Origin of the sequence: Stenotrophomonas sp. GD03680, assembly GCF_029844625.1 — a bacterium.
GTDB lineage: Bacteria > Pseudomonadota > Gammaproteobacteria > Xanthomonadales > Xanthomonadaceae > Stenotrophomonas > Stenotrophomonas maltophilia_P.
Window position 1 is genome coordinate 1 of sequence record NZ_JAOCKC010000040.1, and the last position, 13510, is coordinate 13510.

Here is a 13510-nt window from a genome sequence, read left to right on the forward strand (position 1 = left end):
GGGTGGTGGAACGTCGCTGCGAGCGCGTCTACCGCTGATCGCCGTTTTCCCCTTCCACGTAGTGATGCAACGAACGCCGGCTCCGTGCTGGCGTTTGTCTGTGCTCAGGGGCGCACCCCGCCCGACGGCCTGCCATGCAGCCGCCAGATGGCAAGACCGCCGTAGATCACCAGCAGCGCCGCGAGCGTGGCAAGTTCACGGCTGACTTCGTCCAGGCGTGCGTCCATCTGGTTCAACCGCACCATCAGATTGATGCCGGAGGTGGTCGGCAGCAGCTGCGCCAGCCACACCAGCGGGCGGGGCGTCATCACCGCCGGCCAGGAGAGGTTGGCGAGGAAGAACAGAGGAATGGAGGTGGCGATGATGTACTGGAAGGCGCGTTCGCGGGTGCGGAAGAAGCTGCCGATGAACAGCCCGAAGGCCACGGTGGCGGCAATGAACAGCGTGCCGCCCAGCAGCTGGCCCAGCGGATTTCCGCCGCGCGGGTAGTCCTGTACCCAGGCGGTGAAGCCGGCGTAGTAGAACAGGCCGAACAGCCCGATCAGGCCGAAGCCCATCGCCATGCCTGCCAGGGTCGGCAGATCGAAGTGCAGCCGGCGGCCGAGCACCAGACGCCGCCCTCCCAGCAGTACCCCGATGCCCATCAGCAGTGTCTGGTGCACGATCAGTTCGGCCACGCCGGGTACGATGGCGCTGCCATAGCCTTCCTGCGTGTTGTACAGGGGCCGCTGCACGAGCGTGACCGGCGCTGCCTGCGGCGCGCCCATGAACGCGGCCTGGGTCACGGCGGCGTCGCGGCCGAATGTGCCCAGCGCATCGGCGATGCTGCCCAGCACCCAGCTGGCGCGTCCCAGGTAGGCGCCATTGCCCAGCAGGACCAGCTTGGCTGGCTGGCCACGCAGGATGTCGCGCTCCAGGTTCGCGGGGATGAGCACGATGCCTTCGGCATGCCCCGCTTCCAGCTGACGGCGCGCGCTGTCCAGGCCCGCCGGCTGGCCAACCACGCGCGCCACGCGCAGGCCATCGAGGATGCGCAGCAGTTCGCGGCTGGTGGCACTGTGATCCTGATCGACCACCAGCACCGGCAGATTGCCGGCCACCTGGTGGCGGTACGCGGCGGGATAGAAGAACGAGTACAGGATGACCGCACCGACCATCACCACGATGGCATAGCGGTCGCCGAGCACCGCCAGCAGGGTCTGCCGCAGGCTGCGCCAGACCGTGCTCATGCGTCGGCTCCGGCCGGTCGCGCGGCCTCCGGGGTGCGGCCGAAAGCGATCAACCGCAGGCTGCCGATGCCGCCGGCCACCACCGACATCAACACCAGCGTGGCCAATGGCCACAGCGAGACGGACAGCGGTGCGCCGACGAACTGCTGCTCGGTCTGCACCTTGATGTACGCACTGAGTGGCAGCAGCTGGTGCCAGATGCGGGTGAACAGCGGGCCATCCAGTACCGGGAAGGTGGCACTGGAGAAGGCCAGCGCGGTGCCGATGGTCAGGCCGACCACCGACAGCGCGGTACCCATGTCACGGGCAAGGCCGACGAAGAACAGCGCATATGCGGCCGTGGCCAGGTAGAACGCCGGCTGCGCAGCCAGCAGCAGGAGCAGACTGCCGGCGATGCCGTCCCCGCGCAGCCATGCGAGGTAGCCGACGCCCAGCGCGCCGTACAACGCGAACAACAGTACGTAGGGCGCGAGCTTGCCGGCGATCGAGGCCCACGGGGTGTCACCGAGCCAGGCCGGCAGCGTGCCATCGCGGATTTCCCGGCCCACGCTTCCGGCCACGGCCAGTGCCAGCACCAGCGACAGGACGGCCGGGAAGATCAGCGGCAGCAGGAACAGCTCATAACTGCGTGCCGGGTTGTAGAGGATGTCGGACTGCACGGCGATCGGGGCGGCGCGCAGCTTTGCGGGCCCCACCTGCAGGCCGATGCGCTCGCGCAGCATGCGTGCATTCCAGGCCGACACCGCATCGGCGATATCGCGCGCGGCCGATTGTCCGGTGGTCATGTAGGTGGCGTTGTAATAGGCGAACACCGTGCCCTGGCGGCCGCGCAGGGCCTGACGGGTCACGTCGCGCGGCACCAGCACCACTGCGAACACCTCCAGGCTGCGCAGCTGCGAGCGCGCGGTGTCCATGTCGGCGGGCTGGCGGGCGACGCGGACCCCCGGGCTGGCATCGAGCATGCGCAGCAATTGCCGGCTGTCGCTGCTGTGATCGAGGTCGACCACGGCGATGGGTACATCGCGCATGACCGATGGCGTGAACATCCAGGCCATCAGTACCAGCATCAGCAGCGGCAGCACCGTGACCAGCGCCAGGTCGGCACGGTTGCCACCAAGACCCCGCAGCTCGCGCTGCCAGGCAGCAGCAAAGCCGTTGCCACCAGGGCTCAGTGCTGGGGCCATGCGAACAGCACGCTCATGCCGGGGCGGAAGCCCTCGATGCGGCGTACCGGGCGCACCCGCACCTCGAAGCTGCGGACATCGTAGCCGGACGACTGCCGGGTGGTACGCCAGGTGGCATAGTCGCCGGCCGGGTTGATGAAGTAGACCTTGAACTCGCTGTCCTGACCGAGGGCCGGCACGCTGCCACGCAGCGTGCTGCCGACCTTCAGGCCCTGCATCTGTGATTCGCGCAGGTTCATCGATACCCACATGCGGTCGATGTCGACCAGGGTGAATACCGGATAGCCGGCGGGTACCAGCTCGCCGGGATCGGCCATGCGCTTGTTGATCTCGCCGGCCACCGGTGCACGGCCCTCCACTTCGACGCGGGCCGCATCCACTTCGGCCACGGCGCCCTGCGCCTGCTGTACCTGGCCCTGCGCGGCACGCTTGTCCTGTTCCCGCGCACCGGCCAGCGCCATGTCGTACTGGGCACGGGCGGCACGGGCCAGCTCGCGCGAACTGGTGGACTGGGCGAGTGCTTCGTCGCGCTTCTGCCGGGTCATCACCCCTTCGTTGAACAGGTTCTGCACGCGGCGGTAGGTGGCTTCGGCCAGCGTTGCTCCGGCTTCGGCACGCTTCCAATTGGCTTCGGCAGCACGGATGTCCTCACTGCGCGCACCTTCGGCAGCCTTGTCGGCCACCGCCTGCGCAGCGGCCAGAGCGCCGCGTGCCTGCTGTTCCTTCGCCGTCACTTCGGGGCTGTCGAGCAGGAACACGACCTGACCGGCCTGCACGCGGTCGCCTTCGCGAACCTTCAGCTCGGCGACACGGGCGGTGATCTTCGCTGCGACGTTGATCGTGTCCGCGTCGGCCATGCCCTGGATCTGGTCGGCCGGGCTGCGCCAGGCGAGCCACAGGCCCAGCGCCACCACTACCAGCAGCACCACGAGCAGGATCCGGCCAAGCCGGCGCTTGCCTGGTGGTGTCGCTTCATCCTGCAATACGTCACTCATGGTCGATCACCTCATCTGCGCGACGCCGGAATTCCTCGAAGCGGTCCATCTGCCCACTGATCTCCAGCAGCTGTGCCAGCGCGACATCGTACTGGTAGGCGGCCTGTGCACGCTCCACGCGAGCGCCTCCCAGACCCAGCCGCGCATCGATGACGTCCAGCGACGTGGACTGCCCCTCGCGGAATGCCAGCTCCTGCAGGCGCAGGTTCTCCTGTGCCTGGGCGATGCTGCTGTCGAGCAGCACGAACTGCTGGCGTGCCGTTTCCAGCTCGTTCCACGCCTTGCGCACGCCGAGCGCGACCTGGTTCTCGGCTTCGCGCAGTCCGGCTTCCGCCTGCTCCTGCTGCGCACGTGCCGCGCTGATCTGCGCCGGTCGCGAGTTCGGCGACAGGAAGGTGTACTTCAGGCCGATGCCGAACGCCCAGTCCGGATCGGTCAGCATCTCGTCGCGGCGACGGAAGTCGTACTGGCCAAAGGCGAATATCTGCGGCTTGAGCTTGGCCTGCTGTACGCGCACGCCCTGTTCGGCCTGCGCCACCATGGCCCGCAGCCGTGCGATCTGGGGTTGCCGTGCCTGCGCGATGCGCTCGAAGCTGGCGGCCGGCTCCAGCGGCACGCGCTGCACGAACAGGGGTGATACCGGCTGCACCTCGCCGCCACTGCGCAGCAGGGTGGCCAGCGCGGCCTTCAACGTGGCCAGGTCGTTGACGGTCTTCTGGTACTCGCGCTCTGCCTTGTCGCGCGCGACGGTGGCCTGCAGTCGCTGCGCGCGGGTGGCGAAGCCTTCGCGCTCCAGCTTCAGCGCATCGGCCAGGTGGCGTTCCAGGCCATCACGGACGTCACGACGCACGTCCACCGCCTGCTCGGCCAGGCGCTGGCCGAAGTAGGCCTGGGCCAGCTGCACGGTCAACGACTGCCGCTGTGCTTCGCGTTCCGCGCTGGCCTGCTCGTGGGCTGCGCTGGCGGCACGCTGTGCGGCAGGAATGACGCCACCGGTGTACAGCGGCAGCACAGCGGTGACGACCGGGCGGGTGCGCCAGTCGCGTTCGGTGAACGACAGGGGGGAATCGATGCCAAAGGCCTCGGCCACCGGTGCCAGCGAGCCCAGTGGCAGGGTCAGGGTCTTCTGGAACTGCAGGCGGCGGACCTCGCCGGTGATCTCCGGCAGGCGCAGAAGGCGCGTGGCCTCCTGCAGATCCTGCTTGTTGCGGACGGCGGCGTCGGCCGCGGCCAGCGCGTCGGAAACCTGTTCCAACCGCTGCCGCGCCTGTTCCCAGTCCAATGCCGGTGTATCGGTGATGGCCTGCGCTGACGTGGCAAAGGGCAAGCAGGCCGCAAAGGCCATGCCGGCGACGCCCATCGCGCTGCGCATCCTTGTCCGTGGGCGGCTCACACGCATGCCGTTCCTGTAGTTAAGAAGTGAGCAAACGTTAGTGGTCTGCGCGTGAAGCCCGGGTCTGCGGTCATCGTATGGACCTCAGCGCAGGGCGCCGCTGGCCGCAGTGCGCAATGCCTGGGTGATGTGCTGCAGCGTGCTTGAGCGCACGGCCGCGTGCTGCCAGTACAAGGGCACGTCGAGCCAGCGGCGGGGTTCCAGTACCACCACGCGGCCGGCATGCACGGCAGGCCCCACCAGGGTTTCCGGGGCCATGCCCCAGCCCAGTCCGCACGCGGCGGCTTCGACGAAGCCGGTCGAGGAGGGCAGATAATGCAGCGGTGGCTGCAGCCGCGCACGGGTCAGCCGCCGCACGAAGCGCCACTGCAGTTCATCTTTGCGGTTGAACACCAGCATCGGCGCACGTGCCAGCGCCGCAGCCTGCATGCCCTCGCTGAAGTGCCGGCGGGCGAAGCCGGGCGAGGCGATGGCGTGGTAACGCATGGCGCCGAGCGGATGCACGTTGCAGCCCTTCACCGGCTGGCTTTCGGCGGTGACCGCGCCGAGCACGCTGCCATCTCGCAGCAACTGCAGGGTGTGGTCCTGATCATCCATGCGCAGGTCGAACAGATAGCCATGGCGCTGGTGCAGCTCGGCGATGGCCGGCACGAACCAGGTATCGAGCGAGTCGTCGTTGACCGCCAACGGGATCGGTGTGCGCGGGGCATCGCTGCCGCGTTCGGGCAGCAGTTCGGCCAGCGCCTCGGCCTCCAGCGTCTGCATCGGTCGCACCCTGCGCAGCAGCGCTTCACCTGTGGCGGTGGGTCGGCACGGTGCCTGACGTACCACCAGTACCTGGCCGAGCCGGTCCTCCAGTGCCTTGATCCGTTGCGACAGTGCCGACGGGCTGATCGACAGGCGTCGGGCCGCAGCGTCGAAGCTGCCTTCCTCCAGCACCGCAGCAAACGCAGCCAGTTGTGGATGTAGCAGATCCATGCCGGTGCCTCTTCAGTTTTTCTGCACAGGATAAAGAAGAATCAGATTGTCTAAACAGGGGCGGCGGCCGCACTCTGCGCGTCCCCTCGCTGCCATGCCTGCCCCATGTGGATCGCCGCTGCCGCCGCCGGCCTGTTCGCAGGTGCCGGCCTGATCATCGCCATCGGTGCACAGAACGCCTTCGTACTGCGGCAGGGCCTGCAGCAGCGTCATGTGGGAAAGGTGGTGCTGGCCTGCGCCGGCGCGGACATCGTGCTGATACTGGCCGGTGTCGGCGGCATGGGCGCGCTGGTGCTGCAGTGGCCGCTGCTGCTGCAGGTGCTGCGCTTTGGTGGTGCGGCGTTCCTGCTGTGGTATGGCCTGCAGGCGGGACTACGCGCGTGGCGTGGTGGCAGTGCGCTGGCCGCCGCCGAGGCGCAGGGCGGCAGCGGGCGCGAGGTACTGCTGACCTGCCTGGCCTTTACCCTGCTCAACCCGCACGTCTACCTGGATACCGTGGTGCTGCTGGGCAGCCTGTCCACGCGCTATCCGGGCGATCTGCGCTGGGCGTTCGCCACCGGTGCCTGCGTGGCCAGCGTGGCCTGGTTCTGCACGCTGGGCTATGGCGCGCGCCTGCTGCAGCCGGTGTTCCGCAGGTCGAGCGCGTGGAGGGTGCTGGATGCCGGCGTGGCGATCTTCATGTTCTGCCTCGCCACCCTGTTGCTGTTGCGTCCGCTCTAGGCCGCGTCCACCGCGCACAACGGCGTCTCGTCGGGGCGCAGCGTCAGCACCCGCACGCCCTTGCGGGTCACGGCCACGGTGTGCTCGAACTGTGCCGACAGCGTGCCGTCGCGGGTATAGACCGGCCATTCGCCCGCGCGCTGGCGGATCGCCGGCCTGCCCTGGTTGAGCATCGGTTCGATGGTGAACACCATGCCTTCTTCCAGCACCCTGCCGGTGTTGGGATGGCCGTAATGCAGGATCTGCGGTTCTTCGTGCATCTCCCGGCCGATGCCATGGCCGCAGTATTCCTTGACTACGCTGTAGCCGTGGCGGCGAGCGTAGCGGGCGATGGCGTGGCCGATGTCGCCCAGGCGCGCGCCGGGCCGTACCACGGCGATGCCTTTCCACATCGCTTCGTAGGCGGTCCGCACCAGCCGCCGTGCGGAAGGGGTGACCGCGCCGACCGGGTAGGTGGTGCTGGAATCGGCGATGTAGCCGTTCTTTTCCAGGGTGATGTCGAGATTCACGATCTGGCCCTCACGCAGCACGTCTGCGGTACTGGGCACCCCGTGGCAGACCACGTTGTCGATGGAGGTGTTGAGCACGTACGGAAAGCCATACTGGCCCTTGCTGGCAGGCCGCGCCTGCAGCTCGTCGACGATCATCCGTTCGACGAAGTCGTTGATCTCCATCGTGCTGCGGCCCTGCAGTGGCCATCTGTCGAGCGCGGCGAACACCTGTGCCAGCAGGCGGCCGGATTCGGTCATCAGCGCGATCTCGTCGGGCCGCTTGATGATGCTCACGTCAGGCCCGTGCGGGTGCCAGCGGCTGTGGCTGCACGCCGGCGGCGCGCAGTTCGCTGGCCACGATGTCCTGGAAGCTCAGCGTCGGGTTCATTTCGCACAGCATGCCCACGCGGATCCAGAAACTGGCCTGGGCGTTGATCGAGCGGCTGGAGACGGTGCAGGCACGGCGCAGCTGGTCGTGCAGGGTGTCATCGATGTTGACGATGCCCATGGGCGGATCCAAGCAAGAGGAATATACGTATCGTATATGTTTCGCATATCCCTCTCAAGCCTGCGAGGACTCAGTCCGTTGCGGTGGCGAAGCGCAGGCGGTTGTGGTCCGGATCGAGCAGCAGCATTTCGCGGCTGCCCCAGTCGGTGTCATGCGGCGGCTGTTCGATCGGTACCCCCGCGGCACTGAAGGCGCGGTGCAGCGCGTCGACATCCTCGACGATGAAGTAGACCGCGCCGCCCACTTCGCAGTCGCCGCTGTGCTCGGTGAGGAACAGCGTCTGGCCGTCGCGGGTGAGCTGGGCGAACAACGGAAACCCCGGCTCGAACCGATGCTCCCAGTCGACGACGAAGCCCAGGCCCTGCACGTAGAAGGGCAGGCTGGCATCGGCGTGGCGCATGCGCAGCTGCGGGATGACGGTCTGGCGCATCATGGTGGCTCGCAGGGGTGAGCCGGCAGTGTACGCCGGCAGGGTGCCGCCACTTTCGTGGTCAGTCCTGCAGGCCGGGTTGCCCCTGGACCAGCGGCACCCGTGAGCCGTCCAGCAGACCGCGGCTGAGCCGGCCATCCTCGATGAACAGCAGCTCGCCGTTCTCGCCGTTCTTGATGCTGCTGTCGATGGCGATCACGCGATCACCATGGAACGTGCTGACATGCGGCATCGACGTGTGGCCGACCACGATGCGCTTGAGCTGCAGCGTGTCGAGCACGTCCTGCACGCCCCGTGCATCGAGACGCCCATCGAAGTAGCCGCGGTACCAGATGGGGCTGGTCTTGCCGTCGTACAGCGGTGCAGTTGCGGGGTCGGCCTTCACTTCGGCCTTGGGCAATCCCAGCGAGGCCTGGTAGGCGGCGTTGGTGCGTGCCGGGTGCAGTGCCAGTTCCACCGCTTCGGGCGAGATGCCGCCATGCAGGAACAGGGTGTCGCCGATCTTCAGCAGCACCGGCCGCGTCCGCAGCCATTGCCCGATCACCGAATCAGCGCCGTACAGCTGCGGATAGCTGCGCCCGAGCAGCTGCGCGCTGCGCAGGTACTTCGGATTGACATAGCGCAGGTCGTCGTACAGAACCATGGTCTCGTGGTTGCCGAGCACGAAGTGCACCGCACCGCCGGCGGCCGCCGCCTGCTGCTGCAGGCCATACAACAGCCAGAACGCTTCGGTGACCTGCGGGCCGCGATCGAACACGTCGCCAGCGACCACCAGGGTGTCCTGGCCGAGGGCCCAGCGGTCCTGCGCATCGATCACATGGTGGGCGCGCAGCAGTCGTACCAGCAGGTCGTACTGGCCGTGGATGTCGGACAGGGCGACGATGCGCGGTACCGCAGGCAGCTCCGACACCGAAGGCGCGACCGGTGGCAGCACGTGCACGCTGTGCGGGTAGCCGCACAGGGGCGCGACATCGGCAGCTCCCGTGGCGGTGCCCAGCGAGCGGGTCTGCACAGCGTCAGCGCAGATCCATTTGGCCTGCAGCTGATCGCCGTTGCGGAACACGTAGGGGCCATCGGCCTCGACGTGGGCGGCAGGCGCGGCGACTTCGCGGCCCTGCGCGCCTGGCACGCCCCACAGCAGGAGCAGGGGCAGAAGCACGGACGCGGATCGGGGCAGGGCACGGCGGAGCATGGGCGGAGTCCTAGGCAGCAACGGAAGGGCGGGCCGCAGGGCCCGCCCGTGATCCTACGCTGGCATTGCTACACGCTGCATGCGTGGGCGGCGCGCAGGCTTTGCCGTGGGAGGCGGATCATCGATCCGGCGCATCGCGCTCAGGTGGAACGGCACGCGAGGCTCGGGCTAGCGGATGTCCACCTTGCGGACCGCGGTCTGTTCCGCCAGCAGCGGCGTACCGGTGTGGTCATGCGGCTGCATGTAGGGAAGGGGCGCTCCGCTGGCACGCTCGACAAGCTGCGAGTGCGCTTCACCCGTTGCGAAACGATGGCGTTCGCCCCATTGGCGCAGCGCCACCAGCACCGGGAAAAGTTCGCGTCCGGCTGGCGTCAGCACGTACTGCTGGTAGGCGCTGCCATCGCTGGCAGGTTGCTGCAGCAGCAGCCCGGCCTCGACCAGACGCCGCAGGCGGTCGCTGAGGATGTTGCGCGCTGCGCCGAGGCTGCGCTGGAAGTCACTGAAGCGGGTAACGCCATCAAAGGCATCGCGGATGATCAGCAGGGCCCAGCGATCACCGAGCAGATCGGCGCTGCGGGCAACGGGGCAGGGGCTGTCGGCATGCATGGGCAAGGCTCGTGACGATGTGGTTGCATTTTAAAACCATTGTCGATAGGGTGCATCCAGTTTCAATATGCAACCACATTCATGCCCGTTTCCGTCCTTCCGCGCGCCCTGTTGGGCCTGCTGGCCATCGCGGCGGGTGCCAGTGTGGCCAATGTCTATTACGCACAGCCGCTGCTGGAGCGCCTGGCGCAGGCCTTCGCCATGGAGCGCGCGACGGCCGGCGCTGTGGTTGCCGCCACCCAGGCCGGCAGCGTGCTGGCCCTGCTCGGCCTGCTGCCGCTGGCCGACCGCGGCGATCGTCGCCGCCTGCTGCGCGTGCAGCTGCTGGCACTGGTGATGGTGCTGCTGGGACTGGCGGCAGCACGCAGTACCGCCTGGCTGCTGGGGGGCATGCTGCTGGCGGGCCTGCTCGGGACGGCGCTCACCCAGGGACTCATCGCCTATGCAGCCACGCTGGCACCGTCGGGGCAGCGGGGGCGCGTGGTTGGCATGGTGCAGGGCGGGGTGTTCATCGGCCTGCTGGCTGCGCGTGTGGTATCCGGCGCGGTGGCGGCCCTGGCCGGCTGGCGCGCGGTGTACCTGCTGTCAGCAGTGATGATGGCGGCGTTGGCGATGCTGCTGTGGCGACGCCTGCCTGCCGTGCCTGTTCCCTCGCAGCCGCCGGCCTGGCGCGCCCTGCTCGGCTCGATGATGACGATGCTGCGCAGTGATCGCACGCTGCGCGAGCGTGGCCCTCTGGCGCTGCTGCTGTTCGCCGGCCTCAACGTGTTCTGGGCGGCCGTACCGCTGCCCCTGTCGGCATCACCGATGAACTGGTCGACCGCGGCCATCGGCGCGCTCGGTCTGGCCGGCATGGTCGGTGCGCTGCTGGCTGCACGGGTGGGGCACTGGATGGATCGGGGTTTCTGCCTGCGGGTGAGCCTGGGGGCGCTGCTGCTGATGCTGCTTGCGTGGTGGCCCCTGCTGGGTCTGCCGCACGCCCTGGCATGGCTGCTGCTGGGCGTGGTGGTGCTCGATCTGGGAGGACAGGCACTGCATGTGTCCAACCAGGCGTTGCTGCTGCGCGCGCCTGCCGAACAGCACGGTCGCCTGGTGGCGCTGTACATGCTGTTCTACGCGGTCGGCAGCGGCGTCGGTGCTGCGGCCGGTACGTGGATGCAGGCGCACCACGGCTGGACCAGGGTCTGTGCACTCGGTGCAGGCATCGCGGTGACGGCGCTGGCATGGTGGGCGTTGCATGCCGCTGCACCGGCAGCGCGTCACCCCGGCGGCCACCGGCCCCCTGCGTAGTACCCATCAGCAGGGGTACGGCGAACCAGCGTACTTGGCCCCATGCACATTCGCGAAGCGCTTGCACTGAGTTGACGCATTTGAGAATCAATCGCATTGATGGGAGAATGCGCGCATGGATCGGCCTGCGGAAGATGTGCGGCGCCGCTCCCACTCCCCCCGTCGTCGCCTCAAGCCCTTTGCCAGAGGTCCCGTTGCCCTGCCAGAAGGTGTTGAAGATGTCTGCCGTCCTTGTTCCGCCGCCGCGCCCGTTGGCGCTTGCCGTTGCTGCCCTGCTTGCGGGCAGTGCCCTGGGTGCCCATGCGCAGACCGACGCGACCGATATCGATACGGTACACGTCACCGCCTCGCAGATCGCGCGTCAGGCCCTGGGTACATCGACCATCACCGCGGAGGACATTGCGCGCCGTCCTCCTGCCAACGACATCGCCGAGCTGCTGCGGACCATGCCCGGTGTCAATCTCACCGGCAACAGTGCGTCCGGCCAGTATGGCAACAACCGCCAGATCGACCTGCGCGGCATGGGGCCGGAGAACACGCTGATCCTGGTGGACGGCAAACGCGTCGGCGCCCGCGACGCCGTGCGCATGGGCCGCAGCGGTGAGCGCAATACCCGTGGCGACACCAACTGGGTGCCGGCGGAGATGATCGAGCGCATCGAAGTGCTGCGCGGTCCGGCAGCGGCGCGTTATGGATCCGGCGCCTCCGGCGGCGTGGTCAACATCATCACCAAGCGGCCGACGGGCGATCTGACCGGAGCGGTCGACCTGTACGGACTGGTACCCGAGCACAGTGCCGAAGGTGGCAGTGAGCGCGTGGGCCTGCAGCTGAGCGGCCCGATGACCGATGCGTTGTCCTTCCGCCTGTATGGCAACCTCAACAGGACCGACGCGGATTCGCTCGAACTCAATCGCGCGTTCGCCACCGCGCCGGGCACCGTACCTCCCGCAGGCCGCGAGGGCGTCAAGAACCGCGATGTCAACGCGCTGCTGCGCTGGGACATCAACGCCGGCCAGGTGGTGGAATTCGAAGCCGGTACCAGCCGCCAGGGCAACATCTATGCGGGCGACCGTGCCGTGAGCAACACCGGTACCTCCACGCCGGTCGATCTGGCGGCGCTGGCCGAGAGCGAGGCAGAGACCAACCGCATGTACCGCACCACCGGGGCGATCACCCATCGTGGCCGCTGGGGCGATGTGACCTCGCGCGTTACTGCTGCGGTGGAAGCGGTCAACAATTCGCGCATCAACGAAGGCCTGGCCGGTGGCCCCGAGGGCAGCTTCAACGGCACCGACTGGTCCACCTCCCGCCTGCGCAATTACCAGCTCGATGGCGAGGTCAGTTTCCCGACCACGATCGGCGCGGCGGAGAATGTCTGGACGCTGGGCTTCGAGCATCTCGACAGCCGCCTGACCGATCCGTATTCGATGAGCCAGTCCGGCAGCAGTGGCGGTGGCCTGCCGGGCCTGTCGGCCGATCGCGCGCGCGGCAAGTCCGATGCGCAGACCACGGCGGTCTTCGTCGAAGACAACATCTACCTGGGTGAACGCTGGATCGTGACGCCGGGCCTGCGCTTCGACCACCACAGCCAGTTCGGCAACAACGCCAGCCCCAGCCTCAATGCGCAGTTCCGCATCAATGGCGACTGGGTGGTGAAGGGCGGCATCGCACGCGCGTTCAAGGCTCCCAACCTCTACCAGTCCAATCCGGACTACCTGTACTACACCCGTGGCAACGGCTGTCCCAACGCACTGCCGAGCCTGGGCGCGGGCTGCTACCTGCAGGGCAACGCGGAGCTGGACGCCGAGACCAGCCTGAACAAGGAACTGGGCGTGGAATGGGCTCCGCAGAGTGGCTGGCAGGCCTCGTTGACCTACTTCCACAACGACTACAAGGACAAGATCGAGGCCGGGTATACCCAGGTTGGCCTCACCGCCGATACCCGTGGCCGGATCTTCCGCTGGGAAAATGCACCGAAGGCCATCGTGCAGGGCCTGGAGGGCAACCTGGTGGTGCCGCTGCTGGGCGAGCAGGGCGACCGGCTGAAGTGGAGCAGCAACTTCACCTACATGGTGGAGAACGAGAACAAGAGCACCGGCCAGCCGCTGTCGGTGATACCGCGGTACACGGTCAACACGATGCTGGACTGGCAGGCCACCGAAAAGCTGTCGCTGCTGCTCACCGGCACCTTCTACGGCAGGCAGGAGCCGGCCACCACCAACATCAACAACGATCCTCGCTGCACCGGAAGCTGCGATCCGTCGGTGGTGCTGCAGGATCGGGGGGCATACAACATCTGGGGCGTGAGCGCGCGCTACAGGGTTACCGGGACGGTCAGCTTCGGTTTCGGCGTGAACAACCTGGCCGATAAGCGCCTGTTCCGCGAAGCCAACAGCAGCGACGCTGGCGCGGCGACCTACAACGAGCCGGGCCGCGCATACTGGGCCAGCCTGCGTTTCGGCTTCTGAGCGCGCACGGTGCCTGACAGGCATGG

The 13510-nt window shown here is 67.8% G+C and carries 13 protein-coding genes; 3 read left to right on the forward strand and 10 right to left on the reverse strand.

The window, feature by feature from the left end; genetic code table 11:
* Positions 1–104: 104 nt before the first annotated feature.
* The 5 genes from N5J29_RS18955 to N5J29_RS18975 all read right to left on the reverse strand — a co-directional run bounded on the left by N5J29_RS18955 (position 105) and on the right by N5J29_RS18975 (position 5779).
* Positions 105–1229 (reverse strand): ABC transporter permease, encoded by a 1125-nt coding sequence (locus N5J29_RS18955; RefSeq protein WP_164150756.1) that lies wholly within the window; start codon positions 1227–1229, stop codon positions 105–107.
* Positions 1226–2413 carry an ABC transporter permease gene (locus tag N5J29_RS18960; RefSeq protein ID WP_164150758.1) on the reverse strand — a complete coding sequence of 396 codons (1188 nt, stop codon included), beginning with the start codon at positions 2411–2413 and terminating at the stop codon, positions 1226–1228. Before N5J29_RS18960 ends, N5J29_RS18955 begins: the two co-directional genes overlap by 4 nt.
* Positions 2398–3408, reverse strand: a complete 1011-nt coding sequence (locus N5J29_RS18965; protein ID WP_065174650.1) for an efflux RND transporter periplasmic adaptor subunit — start codon at positions 3406–3408, stop codon at positions 2398–2400. Before N5J29_RS18965 ends, N5J29_RS18960 begins: the two co-directional genes overlap by 16 nt.
* Positions 3401–4753 (reverse strand): TolC family protein, encoded by a 1353-nt coding sequence (locus N5J29_RS18970; protein WP_229765812.1) that lies wholly within the window; start codon positions 4751–4753, stop codon positions 3401–3403. Before N5J29_RS18970 ends, N5J29_RS18965 begins: the two co-directional genes overlap by 8 nt.
* 132 nt (positions 4754–4885) lie before the next feature.
* Positions 4886–5779, reverse strand: a complete 894-nt coding sequence (locus N5J29_RS18975) for a LysR family transcriptional regulator ArgP (protein WP_065181141.1) — start codon at positions 5777–5779, stop codon at positions 4886–4888.
* Positions 5780–5884: 105 nt separating this feature from the next.
* Here N5J29_RS18975 and N5J29_RS18980 point away from each other — a divergent pair, with 105 nt between their 5' ends.
* Positions 5885–6499: a LysE/ArgO family amino acid transporter gene (locus tag N5J29_RS18980; RefSeq protein WP_164150760.1), complete on the forward strand. Its 615-nt coding sequence runs from the start codon at positions 5885–5887 to the stop codon at positions 6497–6499.
* On the opposite strand, the gene map is transcribed toward N5J29_RS18980, so the two are convergent.
* The 5 genes from map to N5J29_RS19005 all read right to left on the reverse strand — a co-directional run bounded on the left by map (position 6496) and on the right by N5J29_RS19005 (position 9726).
* Positions 6496–7278 carry a type I methionyl aminopeptidase gene (gene map / locus N5J29_RS18985; RefSeq protein ID WP_111185887.1) on the reverse strand — a complete coding sequence of 261 codons (783 nt, stop codon included), beginning with the start codon at positions 7276–7278 and terminating at the stop codon, positions 6496–6498. The genes N5J29_RS18980 and map overlap by 4 nt on opposite strands.
* A gap of 7 nt (positions 7279–7285) precedes the next feature.
* Entirely contained in the window at positions 7286–7498 is a 213-nt protein-coding gene (locus N5J29_RS18990) for a ParD-like family protein (RefSeq protein WP_053517372.1), read from the reverse strand.
* A 70-nt stretch (positions 7499–7568) separates the two neighbouring features.
* On the reverse strand, positions 7569–7928 hold the full coding sequence (locus N5J29_RS18995; protein WP_164150834.1) for a VOC family protein: 360 nt from the start codon (positions 7926–7928) through the stop codon (positions 7569–7571).
* 61 nt (positions 7929–7989) lie between these two features.
* Positions 7990–9087: a metallophosphoesterase gene (locus N5J29_RS19000; RefSeq protein ID WP_239519745.1), complete on the reverse strand. Its 1098-nt coding sequence runs from the start codon at positions 9085–9087 to the stop codon at positions 7990–7992.
* A 201-nt stretch (positions 9088–9288) separates the two neighbouring features.
* Positions 9289–9726 carry a helix-turn-helix domain-containing protein gene (locus N5J29_RS19005; protein WP_111185849.1) on the reverse strand — a complete coding sequence of 146 codons (438 nt, stop codon included), beginning with the start codon at positions 9724–9726 and terminating at the stop codon, positions 9289–9291.
* Positions 9727–9807: 81 nt separating this feature from the next.
* Here N5J29_RS19005 and N5J29_RS19010 point away from each other — a divergent pair, with 81 nt between their 5' ends.
* Complete coding sequence (locus tag N5J29_RS19010) at positions 9808–11016, forward strand: MFS transporter (RefSeq protein ID WP_164150761.1); 1209 nt, start codon at positions 9808–9810, stop codon at positions 11014–11016.
* 218 nt (positions 11017–11234) lie between these two features.
* Positions 11235–13484: a TonB-dependent siderophore receptor gene (locus N5J29_RS19015; protein WP_065174656.1), complete on the forward strand. Its 2250-nt coding sequence runs from the start codon at positions 11235–11237 to the stop codon at positions 13482–13484.
* The last annotated feature ends 26 nt before the right edge of the window (positions 13485–13510 follow it).